At 70.6% G+C, this 16,419-nt stretch carries 12 protein-coding genes; 7 read left to right on the top strand and 5 right to left on the bottom strand.

The window, feature by feature from the left end; all coding sequences use genetic code 11:
- Positions 1–4: 4 nt before the first annotated feature.
- From ACFWSK_RS07605 to ACFWSK_RS07595, 3 genes are all read left to right on the top strand, one after another.
- Complete coding sequence (locus ACFWSK_RS07605; RefSeq protein ID WP_383782949.1) at positions 5–916, top strand: carbohydrate ABC transporter permease; 912 nt, start codon at positions 5–7, stop codon at positions 914–916.
- 64 nt (positions 917–980) lie between these two features.
- Positions 981–3,575: a family 78 glycoside hydrolase catalytic domain gene (locus ACFWSK_RS07600; RefSeq protein ID WP_383782948.1), complete on the top strand. Its 2,595-nt coding sequence runs from the start codon at positions 981–983 to the stop codon at positions 3,573–3,575.
- A gap of 140 nt (positions 3,576–3,715) precedes the next feature.
- Positions 3,716–6,187 carry a glycoside hydrolase family 3 protein gene (locus ACFWSK_RS07595; RefSeq protein ID WP_383782947.1) on the top strand — a complete coding sequence of 824 codons (2,472 nt, stop codon included), beginning with the start codon at positions 3,716–3,718 and terminating at the stop codon, positions 6,185–6,187.
- A gap of 51 nt (positions 6,188–6,238) precedes the next feature.
- Here the strand turns inward: ACFWSK_RS07595 and ACFWSK_RS07590 are convergent, their stop codons facing one another.
- Together ACFWSK_RS07590 and ACFWSK_RS07585 are read right to left on the bottom strand one after the other, a co-directional pair.
- Positions 6,239–6,751 (bottom strand): lamin tail domain-containing protein, encoded by a 513-nt coding sequence (locus ACFWSK_RS07590; protein WP_383782946.1) that lies wholly within the window; start codon positions 6,749–6,751, stop codon positions 6,239–6,241.
- 111 nt (positions 6,752–6,862) lie between these two features.
- The gene (locus tag ACFWSK_RS07585; protein WP_383782945.1) at positions 6,863–7,237 is read right to left on the bottom strand and encodes an ArsR/SmtB family transcription factor; all 375 of its coding nucleotides are present in this window, start codon (positions 7,235–7,237) and stop codon (positions 6,863–6,865) included.
- A gap of 96 nt (positions 7,238–7,333) precedes the next feature.
- On the opposite strand from ACFWSK_RS07585, the gene ACFWSK_RS07580 reads away from it, so the two are divergent.
- From ACFWSK_RS07580 to ACFWSK_RS07570, 3 genes are all read left to right on the top strand, one after another.
- Positions 7,334–9,331, top strand: coding sequence for a heavy metal translocating P-type ATPase (locus tag ACFWSK_RS07580; RefSeq protein WP_383782944.1), 1,998 nt, complete (start codon positions 7,334–7,336; stop codon positions 9,329–9,331).
- Between the two features lie 114 nt (positions 9,332–9,445).
- Positions 9,446–10,135 carry a helix-turn-helix domain-containing protein gene (locus ACFWSK_RS07575; protein WP_383782943.1) on the top strand — a complete coding sequence of 230 codons (690 nt, stop codon included), beginning with the start codon at positions 9,446–9,448 and terminating at the stop codon, positions 10,133–10,135.
- Between the two features lie 108 nt (positions 10,136–10,243).
- Complete coding sequence (locus ACFWSK_RS07570) at positions 10,244–10,798, top strand: dihydrofolate reductase family protein (RefSeq protein ID WP_383782942.1); 555 nt, start codon at positions 10,244–10,246, stop codon at positions 10,796–10,798.
- A 279-nt stretch (positions 10,799–11,077) separates the two neighbouring features.
- Here the strand turns inward: ACFWSK_RS07570 and ACFWSK_RS07565 are convergent, their stop codons facing one another.
- The 3 genes from ACFWSK_RS07565 to ACFWSK_RS07555 all read right to left on the bottom strand — a co-directional run bounded on the left by ACFWSK_RS07565 (position 11,078) and on the right by ACFWSK_RS07555 (position 14,894).
- Positions 11,078–11,620: a GNAT family N-acetyltransferase gene (locus tag ACFWSK_RS07565; protein ID WP_383782941.1), complete on the bottom strand. Its 543-nt coding sequence runs from the start codon at positions 11,618–11,620 to the stop codon at positions 11,078–11,080.
- A gap of 566 nt (positions 11,621–12,186) precedes the next feature.
- A complete protein-coding gene (locus ACFWSK_RS07560; RefSeq protein ID WP_383782940.1) occupies positions 12,187–13,512 on the bottom strand; it encodes a hypothetical protein in 1,326 nt (441 codons plus the stop codon).
- A 41-nt stretch (positions 13,513–13,553) separates the two neighbouring features.
- Positions 13,554–14,894 carry a hypothetical protein gene (locus tag ACFWSK_RS07555; RefSeq protein ID WP_383782939.1) on the bottom strand — a complete coding sequence of 447 codons (1,341 nt, stop codon included), beginning with the start codon at positions 14,892–14,894 and terminating at the stop codon, positions 13,554–13,556.
- Positions 14,895–15,504: 610 nt separating this feature from the next.
- On the opposite strand from ACFWSK_RS07555, the gene ACFWSK_RS07550 reads away from it, so the two are divergent.
- Positions 15,505–16,266, top strand: a complete 762-nt coding sequence (locus ACFWSK_RS07550; protein WP_383782938.1) for a transposase — start codon at positions 15,505–15,507, stop codon at positions 16,264–16,266.
- Positions 16,267–16,419: the final 153 nt, after the last annotated feature.

Raw genomic sequence — 16,419 nt, 5'->3', positions numbered from 1 at the left:
AGCCATGGCAGTCGACACCCCGATCACGTCACGGGCCCGGCGCGGCCGCCCACGCCCCGCGTCCGCCGCACCGCGCCGCCGCGGGCCCCTCCGCAGGCCGCGCCGCCTCTGGGTGAAGGCCGTCGTCACCCTGCTGCTCGTCGTCGAGATCTACCCGCTGCTGTGGATGTTCCTCACGTCGCTCAAGAGCAACGACGACTACCTGAACAACTCCACCTGGAGCCTGCCGGCCACCTGGGAGTGGGGCAACTACACCGCGGCCTGGACCACCGGCCACATCGGTCTGTACCTCAAGAACAGCCTCCTGGCGGTCGTACCGTCCCTGGCCCTCATCCTGCTCCTGGGCACGGCCGCCGGATTCGCCCTCCAGATCATGGTGTGGAAGGGGCGCAGCTTCACCCTCCTGCTGTTCCTCACCGGCATGATGGTGCCCTCGCAGATGATCCTGCTGCCGCTGTTCACGGTGTACTTCCAGGCCGGACTCTCCGGCACGCTGTGGCCGTTGATCCTCACGTACACCGGCACTGGTCTGCCGCTGACGGTGTTCATGATGGCCACGTACTACCGGACGGTTCCGCGCGAGCTGTTCGAGGCCGCCACCATCGACGGCGCCGGCATCCTGCGCGCCTTCTGGTCCATCAGCGTGCCGATGGTCCGCAACGCCGTTCTCACGGTCGGCCTGGTGCAGTTCTTCTTCATCTGGAACGACCTGCTCATCGCGCTGACCTTCACCAACAACCAGGACCTGCGCACCATCCAGGTCGGGCTGCTCAACTTCACCGGTGACTTCGGGGCCACGCAGTACGGGCCGCTCTTCGCCGCGATCTGCATCAACGTGTTCGGCACGCTCCTGATCTACCTCTTCCTCAACCAGAAGGTCATGAAGGGCCTCGCCGGAGGCGCCGTCAAGGGCTGAGGACGGCCGCCTCCTCGCCCCCACCGGCCCCGCGTCACCCACTTCACGGAAGGTCTTCCTCCGCATGTCCCTTCAGCCTGCCCCGGTGTCCTTCGAGCACCACCCCGACGGACTCGGTACGGGCGTCGCCGCACCCCGGCTGACCTGGACCCTGCCGGCCGGTACGCGCACCCAGCTCGGGTACGAACTCGAACTGGGCCGCGCCGGCCGCCGCCACCGCACCGGGCGCGTCGACGGACCCGACCAGGTCCTGGTGCCCTGGCCCGGCCCACCCCTCACCTCCCGCGAACGGGTCACGGTCAGGGTCCGCGTCTGGACCGGGCCTGGGGAGCCCTCGCCGTGGAGCGAACCGCGCACGGTCGAGGCGGGCCTGCTCGAACCCTCCGACTGGACCGCCGTCCCGGTGGGCGCCTCCTGGCCCGAGGACCCCGCCACCGACCGCAGACCGGCCCGCGTACGCAGGGACTTCACCCTCGGCCGGCCCATCGCCCACGCCCGCCTCCACGTCACCGCGCACGGACTGTACGAGGCCGAGATCAACGGCACCCGCGTCGGCGACGACGCGCTGTCGCCCGGCTGGACCGTGTACGGGGAGCGGCTGCGTTATGTCACGTACGACGTGACCGGTCACCTCGTACAGGGACCCAACACCGTCGGCGCCTGGCTGGGTGACGGCTGGTACCGGGGACGCATCGGCTTCGACGGCGGCACCCGCAACATCTACGGCACCGACCAGTCCCTCATCGCCCAGCTCGAAGTCACCCACGACGACGGCAGCACCACGGTCGTGGCCACCGACGCCGACTGGCAGGCGGCACCCGGCCCGATCCTCACCAGCGGGCTGTACGAGGGCGAGGTCTTCGACGCCCGTCTCGACGACCCCCGCTGGTCGACGCCCGGCCGGCCGGCGGAGACGGGCTGGTCGCCCGTCACGGTCGGCGTCCGCGACCCCCGTACCCTCGTGGCACCGCACGGGCCACCGGTGCGCTGCACCCAGGGGGCCGGCCCGGTCTCCGTCACCCGGCGCGAGGACGGCCGCTTCCTGCTCGACTTCGGCCAGAACCTCGTCGGCCGGCTGCGGATCACCGTGGACGGCCCCGCCGGGACCGCCGTCACCCTGCGCCACGCCGAGGTCCTCGACCACGGCGAACTGGCCACCCGGCCACTGCGCGAGGCCCACGCCACCGACACCTACATCCTGTCCGGCGACGGACCCCGCACCTGGCAGCCGCGCTTCACACTGCACGGCTTCCGCTACGCCGAGATCACCGGCTGGCCCGGCGACACCCTGCCCGCCGATGCCGTCACCGCCCTGGTCCACCACACCGACATGCGCCGCACCGGCTGGTTCGAGTGCAGCGACCCGCTGATCAACCGGCTCCACGAGAACGTCGTCTGGAGCATGCGCGGCAACTTCGTCGACATCCCCACCGACTGCCCAGCCCGCGACGAACGGCTCGGCTGGACCGGCGACCTCCAGGTCTTCGCCCCCACCGCCGCGTTCCTCTACGACTGCGCGGGCATGCTCGACTCCTGGCTCACCGACGTCGGCATCGAGCAACTGCCCGACGGCACCATCCCCTGGTACGTCCCGGTCATCCCCGGCGGCCCCGTCTGGACACCCGTCCAGCCCGGCGCGGCCTGGGGCGACGTCGCCGCGCTCACCCCGTGGGTGCTCTACCGGCGTACCGGCGACCTGGAACTGCTGCGCCGCCACTTCCGTACCGGGCGGGCCTGGGTCGACCAGGTCGAACGGCTCGCGGGACCGGGCCGGCTGTGGGACACCGGCTTCCAGCTCGGCGACTGGCTCGACCCGGCCGCCCCGCCGGAGGACCCCGGCGACGGCCGCACCGACCGCTACCTCGTCGCCACCGCCTACTTCGCCCACTCCGCACGGCACCTGTCCTGGTCGGCGCGGGAACTCGGCGACACGGCCGCCGCGCACCACTACGGCGCTCTCGCCGAGGAGATCGCCGCAGCCTTCCGGGGCCGTTACGTCCTGGGCGACGGACGGCTGACCAGTGACAGCCCGACCGCCTACTGCCTGGCCATCGCCTTCGGCCTGCTGAACACTCCGGACCTGTGCCGGCTCGCGGGCGACCGGCTGGCCGAGCTCGTCGTCGAGAACGGCGCACGCATCGCCACCGGGTTCGTCGGGACACCACTCATCTGCGACGCCCTGACCGAGACGGGCCACCTCGACGTCGCGTACCGCCTGCTGACACAGACCGAGTGCCCGTCGTGGCTGTACACCGTCACGCAGGGGGCCACCACGATCTGGGAACGCTGGGACAGCCTGCGCCCCGACGGCACGTTGAACCCGGGCGGCATGACCTCGTTCAACCACTACGCGCTCGGCGCCGTCGCCGACTGGCTGCACCGCACGGTCGGCGGCATCACGCCCACCGCACCCGGCTACCGGACCCTCACCTACCGGCCACGCCCCGGTGGCGGCATCACCTGGGCCGACACCCGCCACGAGACGCCGTACGGGACGGCCGCGCTGTCCTGGCGGCTGGAGGGCGACACGATGACGGCGCGGGTGACGGTGCCGAGCGGATGCCACGGCTCCGTCGAACTCCCCGGCCGGGCGCCGCTGTCGGTAGGCCCCGGGGAGCACGCGTTCGCCGCGGGAGCCGACGAGCGGGATGCGGCCTGACGGCCCGCCCCTCCTGATTCTCCCGCGCGGTTCGCCGGAGGGCCGCGCGGGACCCGAGACCGGTGCAGGGCCGTCCTGACGCGGCCCTGCACCCCGCCCCACCTCGATGCCATGCACTGCCCGATTCGAATGGAGCCGCCATGAATCGCCGCACGTTCATATCCGCCGCCGTCCTCACCGCGCTGGCAGCCGGACCGGCGCCGGCCCTCGCCCGAGACCGCAGGGCGCACACCCGAGCCGTCACCGACCGGGTCGGCGACCTGCTCGCCGCCATGACCCCGGCGCAGAAGGAAGCACTCGTCCGCTGCGACTTCGCCTCCCTCGCCTCCCTGGGCATCCCGGCGCTCACCATGGTCGACGCCTCGGCCGGTCTGCGCGGAGAGACGGGGGTCACGGCGTTCCCCGTGCCCGTCGCCCAGGCCGCCACCTTCGACCCCGACCTCGCCGGACGGCTCGGCCAGGCACTGGCAGTCGAAGGGCGGGGCAAGGGTTACAACAACCTGCTCGGGCCGACGGTCGACCTCACCCGGACCTGGCACTTCGGCCGTCAGGCGGAGGCCATGGGCGAGGACCCGCTGCTGGCCGGCGTGCTCGGCGCCCGGATCACCCGGGCCATGCACGAGCGGCACGTCGTCGCCACGGTCAAGCACTTCGCGGCCTACACGCAGGAGGCCGACCGCTTCTTCGCCGATGTCTCGGTGTCCGGCCGGGCCCTGCACGAGATCTACCAGGAGCCCTTCCGCCGGGTGATCGCCGCGGTGCCCGACACCTCGGTCATGATGGCGTACCCCAAGGTCAACGGCACGTACGCCACCCAGAGCCCGGCCCTGTTCAACGACCTGAAGGGCACTCTGGGACTGCGTGGGTACACCGTCCCCGACTTCTGGGCCGGGGACGATCCCCTCGCCGCCGCCCGCGCGGGGATGGACCTCGCCGGTCTCGGACCCGGCGGGGTGAAGATCCCCGTCGGCGGTCTGACCGACGGCAGCGTCCCCGCCGCTCGCCTGGACGACGCCGCCCGGCGCATCCTCACGAGCATGGTCGCGAGCGGACTGCTCGACAACCCGCTCCCCGCCCCTTCGCCGCACGTCAGCACTCCCGCACACCAGCAGCTCGCCCATGAACTCGCCGTCAACTCGACGGTGCTGCTCACCAATCGGAGCGGTGCTCTCCCACTCGGCGGCGCAATCCGGTCACTCGCCGTCATCGGTCCCGCCGGGGCGGACGCCCTGACCGGAGCCTCCGGCTCCACCTACGTCGACCCGGGCGCGTGGACCACCCCCCTCGCCGCCCTGCGGGCACGGGCCGGTTCGTCGGTCACGGTCGGCCATGCCCAGGGAAGCCTGGGTGACGTCCCCCTCGCCCCAATCCCCGGGAGCGTGCTCAGCCACGGAGCGGGAGCCACCGGCCTGGCCGGCACCTACTACGCGGGGCCGACCCCCGGCGGCACACCCGTCGCCACGGGCGTCAGCCGGTCACTCGACTTCACGAGCGCTCCGGTGTCCGGCCTGCCCGCCGTCTGGAACGCGAGGTGGACAGGCACCCTCACGCCCACCGCGACCGGCCTGCACCGCTTCTCGCTCCTGATCTCGGGCAGGGCGAAGCTCGTCGTCAACGGCACCACGGTCGTCTCCGGTACCCGGCGCATGCGCCGGTTCTTCCTCGGCCCGTACGACTATCCGCTCCAGGGGACCATCGAGCTCATCGCCGGACGGCCGGTCGACATCAGCGTCGAGTACACCAACAGCGCTGCGGACAGCGGTACATGCGGCCTCACGCTGGGCTGGCAGCCGGAGTCGCTCGTGCCCGCGGCCGTCGAAGCGGCCCGTAACAGCGATGCCGCGGTGATCTTCGTCAACCGTATGGCGGGCGAAGAGATGGACCACGCGGGGCTCGCCCTGCCCGGGGACCAGGATCAGCTGATCAAGGCCGTGGCCGCCGTCAGTCCCCGGACCGTCGTCGTCCTCAACACCGACGGGCCGGTGGCCATGCCGTGGCTGGACGACGTCGAAGCCGTCGTCCAGGCGTGGTACGGGGGAGCGGGCATGGGCACCGCGCTGGCCGAGGTCCTGTACGGCGACGCGGACCCGGCGGGCCGGCTGCCCGTCACCTTCCCCGCGGACCCCGCGCAGGGGCCGGGTGCCACGCCGGCGACGTACCCCGGTGTGGGCGGTGAGGTGAGTTTCGCCGAGGGCACCGCCATCGGCTACCGCTTCTACGACGCCAGGGGGCAGACGCCTCTCCACCCCTTCGGGCACGGGCTCTCCTACACGTCCTTCGCCCTTGGGTCGCTGGAGGCCGCGTACGACGCGGCGGCGAAGGAGCTGACCGTCTCGGTGGGCGTCACCAACACCGGGAGCCGTCGTGGAGTGGAGGTCGTCCAGCTGTACGCCGGTCTGCCCGCAGCGGCCGCGGCGGACCCCCGCCGGCTGATCGGCTTCCGCAAGGTGCGGCTGGAGGCCCGGGGGGCGACGCGGCTGACCTTCGTCGTGCCCGCCCGGGATCTGTCGGTCTGGAGCGGTGGCGGGTGGAGCCTGGTACCCGGCCGGTACACCGTCCACGCGGGACGGTCTTCGCGGGATCTGTCGCTCCGGCGGGTGGTCACCGTCTGACGGGCCGCCGGGCCGGTTCGCGCGGACACACGGCGCGAACCGGCCCTCATGTCAGCTGTGGAAGGAGATGTACCCGTTGCCGTCGCGGTCGTTCGCCGACTTGGAGTACGCGTGTACGTCCGAGCGGCTGCCGGAGGGCTTGTAGAGGTAGATCGTGTCCTTGTCGTTGTTCCACATGAAGTTGCAGTTGTCGCGGTAGACGACGTTGCTGGCGTCGGAGTCGGTGCCGTTGCCGCCGCGCAGCTTGATGGAGTCACCGGGCTGGAGGTAGTGGTTGGCGGTGAACACGAACTTGTTGCCGGCCGTGTCCTTGACGGCGTAACCCTTGAGGTTGACGGTCGTCCGGGACGAGTAGTTCTTGAGCGTCAGGTATTCCGCGCGGGTGTTGCCCGAGGAACAGCTGTTGGAGTCGCGCCCGGGCGCGTCGTACTGGGCCGCCCGGATCTTCAGGGCCGAGTTGTACTCGGTCGCCTGCGCCGGGGCGACGGCGAGCGTGGCCAGAATGCCGGTGGATATCGCAGTGGCGACGACGAGGTGCTTACGCACGTGAGGTTCCCCCCTCATTGGTGCTGATGAGGGCCGAAGCGTATCGAGTTACTCGACTCCGCATATGCGAAAGGGCTGTGCCGAAGGCATTCGGAAGAGCGTTCGGCCCCGGGTTCGGGCGGAAGGGGGTCAGTCCGCTTCCACTGCCACGGGCGCGTCCTGCAGGCCGAGGCGGAGATGCTCGACGTGGAAGAGGGCCTGGTCGAGGAGCTCGGCGACATGGTGGTCGTACAGGGCGTAGACGATCGAACGGCCCCGGCGTTCGCCCGTCACCAGGCCGAGGTTGCGCAGCAGTCGCAGCTGATGGGAGCAGGCGGAGGGCTCCATGCCGACCGCCTGTGCCAGATCGCCGACCGCGCAGGGGCCTTCCTGGAGACGGGCGAGGATGCGCAGCCGGGACGGGGTGGCCAGCGCCTGGAGGGTCGCGGCGACATCGGCGGTCCCCACGGCGTCCAGGCGTTCGCGTGTGGTGGCGGTGTTCGTGCCGTCGGCTCCGTGACCCATGGAGCCCATCCTACTGATAACACATGAAGACCTGTTCAGGTGTTCCTGTATGGTGGGCTCGTCGCCAGTCGCCTGCCCGTGAAGGGTTGATTTGTCATGCCTTCTGTCCTGCTTCAGCGTCCGGAACGGGCGGCGCCGGCCGGGTCCGCGACACCGCCGCGCCGCCGCACACGGGTCCTCGCGCTGACGGAGGCACGCTGGGCCGGTGCCGCCCTGGTCCTGTTCCTGGCCGCGCTTCCCCTGCAGCTGACCGGTGCCCCCGCCTGGGCGTGGGGACCGCTGTACGCACTCGCCTACGTCACCGGCGGCTGGGAGCCGGCCTGGGAGGGGCTGCGCGCCCTGCGGGACAAGACCCTCGACGTCGACCTGCTGATGATCGTCGCCGCGATCGGGGCCGCGTCGATCGGCCAGGTGATGGACGGTGCCCTCCTGATCGTCATCTTCGCGACGTCCGGCGCCCTGGAGGCGCTGGCCACCGCCCGTACGCAGGACGCGGTGCGCGGTCTGCTCGACCTCGCCCCGGCCACCGCCACCCGGCTGACCCAGGGGGGCGGTGAGGAGACGGTCGCCACCGAGGACCTCCGGGTCGGCGACACGATCCTGATCCGCCCCGGCGAGCGCGTCGGCGCCGACGGCCGGGTGGTGGAGGGTGCCGGCGAGGTCGACCAGGCAACCATCACCGGCGAGCCCCTGCCGGTCGCGAAGGAGGCCGGGGACGAGGTATTCGCCGGCACCCTCAACGACACCGGCGCCCTGCGCGTCACCGTCGGACGGGACGCCTCCGACTCCGTGATCGCCCGGATCGTGGCCATGGTGGCCGAAGCGTCCGAGACGAAGGCGCCCACCCAGCTGTTCATCGAGAAGGTCGAACAGCGTTACTCGCTCGGCATGGTGGCCGCCACCCTCGCTGTCTTCCTCGTTCCGATGGCCTTCGGCGCCGACCTGACGAGCTCTCTGCTGCGGGCAATGACCTTCATGATCGTCGCCTCGCCGTGTGCGGTGGTGCTGGCCACGATGCCGCCCTTGCTGTCCGCGATCGCCACCGCGGGACGCCACGGTGTGCTCGTGAAATCCGCCGTCGTCATGGAGCGCCTGGGGCAGGTCGACGCGGTCGCCCTCGACAAGACCGGCACCCTGACCGAAGGCACCCCGCGCGTCACCGCGATCCGCCCGCTGGACGGCAGCGGCCTGGACGAGGACGGCCTGCTCGCCCTCGCCGCCGCCGCCGAGCACCCCAGCGAACACCCCCTGGCGCGTGCCGTCGTCGACGCCGCCCGTGAGCGCCGCCTGCGCGTGCCCGCCGTCGAGGACTTCACCTCGGCCCCCGGAACGGGGGTGACGGGCACCGTCCAGGGCCGCACCGTCGCGGTCGGCTCACCGGCCCGCCTCCTGCGTACCGCCCCGGACACCGCCCCGGCCCACGCCGCCGCCGCGCTGACGGCCGAGCTGGAGAACGGCGGGCGCACCGCCGTCCTCGTCCAGCGCGACGGAATCCCGGTCGGCCTCCTGGCCGTCGCCGACCGGCTCCGCCCGGACGCGGCGGCGACCGTCACGGCCCTGGCCGCCCTGACCGGTCGTACACCGATGCTGCTGACCGGAGACAACCCGCGCGCCGCGGCCCGGCTCGGCGCCGACGTCGGCATCACCGACATCCGCGCGGGTCTGCTGCCGCAGGACAAGGTCGCCGCCGTACGGGAACAGGAGGCGGCCGGACGCAAGGTGCTCGTCATCGGCGACGGCGTCAACGACGCCCCGGCCCTGGCCGCCGCGCACACCGGCATCGCCATGGGGCGCGCCGGCTCCGACCTGGCCCTGGAGACGGCCGACGCCGTCATCGTCCGCGACGAACTGACCACCGTCCCGGCGGTCATGGCCCTGTCCCGCGCCGCACGCCGCCTGGTGGTCCAGAACCTGGTGATCGCCGGAGTGTTCATCTCCGGCCTGGTCACTTGGGACCTGGCCGGCCACCTGCCCCTGCCCCTCGGCGTACTCGGCCACGAGGGCTCAACGGTCGTCGTCGGCCTCAACGGCCTGCGCCTGCTCCGCGACGCGGCCTGGGACCGGGCCGCTGCGCCCACCGGCGACGGCCGGTGACGAGGCTTACGAGGCCGGGAGGTCCGGCTTGAACACGAGGGTGCGGGCGGGGTGTCACACTGACGCTCCGTGGCAGGCTGGGGCTCGGGAAGGGGGACCGCGTTGGGTCTGGTGATGGAGAGCCGGCCGTCGGAGCTGCCGTACATCGAACGGGTGTGGCGCAGTCGCAGCGATGACGTCGGACAGATGATGTCGGTCGCCACGTCGCACTGGGAGCTGGTGGTCTGGGAGCACAACGGGCAGGTGCGGGCGGCTGTGCTGGGCCCGGAGCCGATGGCATCCCGGGCCCCGGTCCCCGAGGACGCCGAGTTCTTCGGCATCAGTTTCGCGCTGGGTACGTCGATGCCGCACATCCCGGTCAGCCTGCTGGTGGGCGGTGGCGCGGCGATTCCCGATGTGACGCGTCGTTCGCTGTGGCTGAAGGGGTCCTCCTGGCACGTTCCCGGCTACGACAACGCCGAGGCATTCGTCCTGCGGATGGTGCGCGAGGGCATCGTGGACCTGGACCCGGTCGTGCCCGCTGTGCTCGACGGCGCCTGCCCGGATGTTTCCGCACGCACCCTGCAGCGGCGTTTCGTCGCGGCGACCGGCTTGACCCAGGGCGCCATCCGGCAGATTCACCGGGCCCGCCAGGCCGCGGTGCTGATCCAGGAAGGGGTGCCGGCGCAGGAGATCGTGCACCGCTCGGGGTACTTCGACCAGCCGCACCTGGCCCGGGCTCTGAGGCGGTACATCGGGCGGACCGCCACTCAGCTGAGCGACGCGGACACGGCGGGGCAGCTGTCGCTTCTGTACAAGACCTGACCCTTGCACCGGCCTAGTGTTCACGACGTAGCCGACCGGGGTCGGCCCGCCCCGGCCGGAGCGCGTTCGGGGCCCGGCGCAGGACTCCGGACTCATCATGGAGGAATCATGCGCAAGGTTGTCTCGGGTCTGTTCGTCTCACTCGACGGTGTCGTGCAGTCGCCGGACCAGTGGCAGTTCGCGTTCGACGAGGAGATGGGTGCGGCGCTGTCCGACACCCTGGAGACGGCCGACACGATCCTGCTGGGCCGGGTGACGTTCACCGAGTGGGCCGGATACTGGCCGACGGTGACCAGCGGTGAGGACGCCGGATTCGCGAAGTGGATCAACGAATCGCCCAAGTACGTCGTCTCCTCGACGCTGGACAGCGTCGAGACCTGGGCGAACAGCACGCTGATCAAGGGCGATCCGGTCGCCGCGATCACCGAGCTCAAGGCTGGCGAGGGAAAGGACATCACCGTCGCGGGCAGTCCGACGCTGGTCCGCTCGCTGCTGGACCAGGATCTGCTGGACGAGCTGGTGCTGCTGATCCACCCGGTGGTGGCGGGCGAGGGCCGCAGGAAGCTGTTCGCCGACGATGCCGCGCTGAAGAAGCTGGAGCTGGTGAGCGCCCGGCCGACCAGCAGCGGGGTGATCATCGCGACCTACCGCCCGGCGCGCTGAGCCGGGCGGGGGCGCCGGCCTCGGGCCAGGCGGCCGGGCGGTGCGGCAGGCCGATGTGTCGCGGCGACGGACGCCGTGTTCACCTCGGAGCAGGGGCGACCGGGGCGCCGGCAGCGCTGCCGCGGCGGAGCCCGGTCGCCCCCGCTCCGGGTCGCTCGGCGTGCGGAACTCCGTTGTCGCCCTTCCGGCGTCCCGGGCGACAACGGCCGTACGAGACCCCCTCGGCAGCGGACCGTTCATGGCGACGATGTCACCCCGGCCACCACCCACCGGCCGCGATCACACCGACGAGGACTCCAGACGGAGCTCGCCCTCCAGCATCGCCATCGTGAACTCGTCGTACCAGCGGCCGTCGCGCCGGAAGCTCTGGCGCAGCCTGCCCTCCTCGACGAAACCGACCTTGCGGTAGGCGTGGTGGGCCGCGTGGTTCTCGGTGACCACGGTCAGGGCGATCCTGTGCAGCCGCATCTTGTCGAAGCCGTACCGGCAGACCGTCCGCAGCGCGTCGGTGGCGTATCCCTGACCCCAGGACTCCTTCTCGCCGAGGTAGATGTCGAGCTCGGCGCTGCCGGTCTCCGGCTCGGTGTCGCGCAGCCGGACCAGACCGATGAGCTGCCCGCTCTCCAGCACCTCGATACCGAGGATCAGGTCGCCGTACGCGTTACGGGGCCGCTCCTCCAGCCACTTCCGCGTCAGTTCGGGCTGCTGGGGGTAGCCGTCGCTCATCCAGCGCATGACCTCCGGGTCGTGGTTCCACCGCCACAGGGCCTCGGCGTCCGGCGGTCCCATGGCCCGCAGTTTCACCAGTTTTCCGAGCACCATCTTTGGCAGCCTCCCCGTACGTCGTGATCGCCGTACGCGACCCCGGCAGTGGTAACACGCCCCTCTCGGCGCGTTCAACCCGTTTCCCGGGCTGCCGGTGGTGCGGTCGCCTCGCCCCGCGTTTTCCTGAGGGAGCACTCAATCCGCCCGTTATCCGGGTGCCCGCGAAATTCCTGTCCGGTATGGGAGCAACCCTCTTGGACTGCGGACTGCGGACTGTATGTAATCGCGGTTTGCGATATTCCTTGATCACTCCCTGACGGGAGGCAGGCCCTCGTGGGCCGAAAAGCGGTTGCCCTGGTGGCAGTTGCACTGGCGCCCCTCACCTCGGGCTGCGGGTCGTATCCGACGCCTCGGCTCGACCCGGGCGAACCGCTCGCCCACCCGCTGCAGCAACGACTGCAACTCGGCTTCCCACAGCCCTACTTCGATATAACTGGATCAACGCGCCCCGATCGGGTGAGTCACTAACCTCCGCCCACCTGATGGAGCGCCAGCCCACTGGACTCCAAGAAGACCCTGTGACCAGGACAAATGAAGAAGCACGACTGGAGTACTAGCCGCCATCATGGGGCGGGGCACGGCGGGACGGGGCCCAGATTCTTGATGTAGCGCGCGGTGGCCCAGCCCTGCGGGTCCTGGCCCAGCCGGTACCAGACGGTGTTGCCGCCGACGGCATCGCCCTGCGCCTTGCACACAAGGGCCACTGTCTGGCCCGCGTTGAGACTGCCGACCGTGGCGGCCTTGATGGTGTGGTCGCTACGGACGGTCAGCGGCCCGCGCGATACCACCCTGCCCAGGCTCGCAGGCGCGTCCGCGTCTTTCACCTCGCCCGGCGGCGGGCAGACGGGCAGCACTGCCGCAAGCCATGCCACAATCTGCGGTGCCGGGCGCGTCAGCTCGGAGCCGTCGCCGTTGGCTGCGCCGGCGAGCGTGAACGGGCCGAGCGCGATGGTCTCGGCGCTCGCGGCGCGGGCGCGGTCAGCGTCGTTCCAGTGCGCCTTCACCACCAGGTTGCGCACGACAAGCATGCGCGTGGTGAGCACCGGCAGGATCCCCGGATTGCCCTCCGACATTCCGTTGGACAGCCCGCCGGCCGGCAGACCGGGAATCGCCCAGCCTCCAAGCCGGCACAGGTGCGCGCGCAGCCACGGGCGCTGCAGCCCGATGACGCGGTACTGGAACGACAGCTCGACGCCTGATGGCGTATCGGTCGCCGCCGGGGCCACTTTCGCCGTGACGTCCACGACGCGGTCCGGGCTGTCGAACGCCTCCATCTGGATCCGGTCGGCCGCTGCCAGCTCCGGCTCCTGCCAGAGCCGCTGCGGCTGTACGTCCTCGCGGGCGGCTATCAGCCGCCATTCCAGACCCGGAAACTCATGGGGGACCTGGACGCCGGGGGCCGGAGCAGGCGTCGGGTCGGGGTCGTCGCCGCCAACCCGGAACGACGCGCTGGTCCAGCCGTCCTCGCTGAGCCAGTCGGCGGGTTCGGCGAGCACAGGGTGGTAGAGATCGCCGGCGGAGCCCAGCCGGGCGCGGGCCATCAGCTCGAAGTCGGCCCTGTTGTCGTTGACCAGGTGCGCCAGCGTGACCCGCGCCGCATCACCGCCCGGGCCGGTCGGCCTGGCGCTGCGCAGGACGAAGTCCCACAGGTCGTCGTACGTTCCGCCGGTGTCGAAGAAGGTCGCGGCTGCTGCGGGAACGGTGTTGGCGAGGTCCGCCAGCGCCTCGGCGGCGGCCGGGGTCCCCGCGCCGCCATCCGCCACGTCCTTGCCCGACGGTTCGAGGATCACCAGCGCCGAGGCATCGCCGACGCCCTGCGGCGCGAGCAGATCCGCCAGTTGCGCGAAGAGCTGACCTCCGGCCGCCGTCCGTGCTGTCGTCCCTGTCACCGCATTCACCCCTTACCGACTCCCCGATCCGGGCCGCGTCGTCACATTGGTGGGCACGGCGGGACGCGCAGGCACACGAATCCCAGCACCTGGATGTCGGGCACCTTGAACCCCTTGTCTGACGCCTTCGCCGAGAACTTGTCGCTTGTCGAGCTGTGGCTGTAGTTGCCCGACACCGCGAACGGACCCCAGCCGACACTGGCCGAGCCGCTGGTCGCCTCAGCGATCTTCTCGGAGTCCTGATGGCTCCAGGCTGCGGTGATCTCCACGTCACGGACGATCACCAGCGCGATAGGGATCAGCGGCATCAGACCGCCGGAGATGATGCCGGGTCCGCCGAGCGAGCCCAGGCTCCACCTGGGCAGCCGGAAGAGGGAGGCGTCCATCCACTTGCGCTGGACGGGGCAGACCCGCCACTTGAAGCTGACGCCGATGTTCGTGGTGTCCTGCGACATCGCCTGGCGGCTGTCGGAGTGCTGCACACCACCGCCGAAGCTCCACAGGCCTACCTGCACATTGGCCCCGCCGCCCCACGATGTCGCCTCAGTGGTGAACTCGCTGGCGAACGTCGACTCGTTGAAGTGGTAGCTCGGCCAGCTCGACGCGTCGGCGCTGGCCCAGTCCGAGGGCGTGATGCTAGTCCGGAGGAACGTCTCGGCTGAGGCCTCATTGACGAGCTCGAACGCGTTCAGCCGGAACTGCGCGTCGGCGAAGGCGCGCGCCACCTGGCCCTCGTTGAGAGTCGCCAGCTGGGCCTTGGCGGACTCGACCTGGTCCCGGCCCGCGGCGCCCCAGTCGGCGAACGCCCGCTTCGGCTTTTGCAGGGCCTGCGCGCCCACGATCGGCCACATCGACTTGAGCGCCGGGTCCTTCTGGGCCGCGGCCCACGCGCCCACGTAGGCGGTGTAGGTGTCCTGGTAGTTGTTGAACGCCTTTTGCTCGGCGTCGGCGAGCGCCGTGGGCTTCTCGGTCGGACGGCCCTCGTCGTCCTTGCCGTCCTCCAGAAGCATCTTCTTCAGTGCCTGGCGTTTGGTTTCCAGCTCTGGAGATGGGGGCGGCTCGTGGGCCTGTACGCCCTTGATGATCTTGCGGTAGACGTCCGAGACCGTGCCGCCGATGGGCGCGTAGACCGGCCCGGGGCCCGGGATATCGTCCACTACCGACGCGGTGTTGGCAGCTGCGGGCTTACTGCCCTCGGTGTTGCCCGGGGTCCAGGGGTTACGGTAGTCGGCGGCGTTGAGCACCATGCCGCGCTGTGCCATTACGAAGGCGGTGGTGGCGCTGTCGAAGGCCGACGGCAATCCCACTTCCGGGTCCGAGCCGCTGATCACCTGGAAGATGCTGTCGTAGAGGGTCAGTGCGATGCGTTCGTCCAGTGCCATGGCGGATCCTCCGTCTGCTGTTCGAGCCTGCGCGTCGGATGGTGAGTGACGCTCGGGTGGCAAATCCGGCCGACGCGGTTCCTGTGCAGTGAGAGCCTGCTTCTGATCTCTTCCGGCAGCTTTGCCGAGCCCGCCGTGAGGACGTAGCCGGGGACGCGCCCTCCACCTCAGCGATCTTGCCCCGCATCAGGCGCATCCGGCCCTCGTTGAGATCGCCGACCAGGGTGCTCATCGGCACCCCCGAGGTGTCCGACATGACCTGCGCGTACGAAGCCGCCCGTACGGGAGGCGGTTTGGGCAGCTCGCCGTCTGCCGAAGCTCGGCGAGGGGGTCGTAGCCAGCGCCCTGGGTCGGGGAGATCAGGAGGTTGTGTCAGTTGAGCTTCCCTGGCACTAGCCGAAATCCGATCCGCCGGGGCAGCCAGTGACGTTGCCGGGGCGGGAGTGCCCAGGCGTTGTGCGTGGCTGCCCGGGCATCGCTCTCTTCAAAGATACGACGATCCCTATCGGAACGCCCCTTCAGCAGAGCCCTTGCCGCGGGCTGACGAACTCCCCTTCGAAGCAGCAAGACCTGTCCCGTAACTGCTGGTCAGGGGTGAGACGATTCTGGTGTGATCACGGCGTCGCAGCCCTCTTGGACAGTCCCGTTCAGCGGGTTGAGCCCGCGCCGGTTCGGCAGGCTGGTCACCGCGCTCCGGCGCGAGGGTGCAGATCCGGTGCGCAAAGGCCGGCCGTGGAGTCTGCCGCCGGAGGACCGCGTGCTGCTGGTCGCCGCGTACTGGCGGACCAACCCGACCCTGCGCCAACTGGCGCCGCTGTTCGGGGTGTCGAAGTCCGCGGCCGACCGCATCATCGACCACCTCGGGCCATCGCTCGCCCTCCAGCAACGCAAGCGGTTCCACAAGGACACCGTGCTGATCGTGGACGGCCCCCTGGTCCCGACCCGCGACCACAGTGTCGCCGAGCAGTCGAAGAACTACCGGTACTCCACCAACCACCAGGTCGTCATCGACGCGGACACCCGGCTGGTCGTCGCAGTCGGCCATCCTTTGCCCGGCAACCGAAACGACTGCAGGGCATGGGAGCTGTCCGGTGCGAAGGCCGCCGTCGGCAGGACCACGGTCATCGCGGACGGCGGCTACCGGGGTACTGGTCTGGTCATCCCGCACCGTCGCGAACCCGGCCAAGCTGAACTCCCCGCCTGGAAAGAGGAACACAACACCTCGCACCGCAAGGTCCGTGCCCGCGTTGAGCACGCCTTCGCCCGGATGAAGACCTGGAAGATCCTCCGCGACTGCCGCCTCAAAGGCGACGGCGTTCACCACGCCATGCTCGGCATCGCCCGCCTGCACAACCTCGCCCTCGCCGGGTGACGAAGGAACGAGCAGGTCAGCGAACACGTCGTAGATCATTTACGGGACAACGCGTAGCTACTGAGGTTTAACTCGTGGTGTCGTTACGCAGATCTGATGGTCAGGCCGGTCTCGGCTAGGCAGCCGTCGATTAGGTTGCTGCGGTACTGGATG

Source organism: Streptomyces sp. NPDC058620, from assembly GCF_042717135.1.
Lineage (GTDB): Bacteria > Actinomycetota > Actinomycetes > Streptomycetales > Streptomycetaceae > Streptomyces.
The sequence above is the reverse complement of the archived record's forward strand: the minus strand, read 5'-3'. Positions and strand labels throughout refer to the sequence as shown.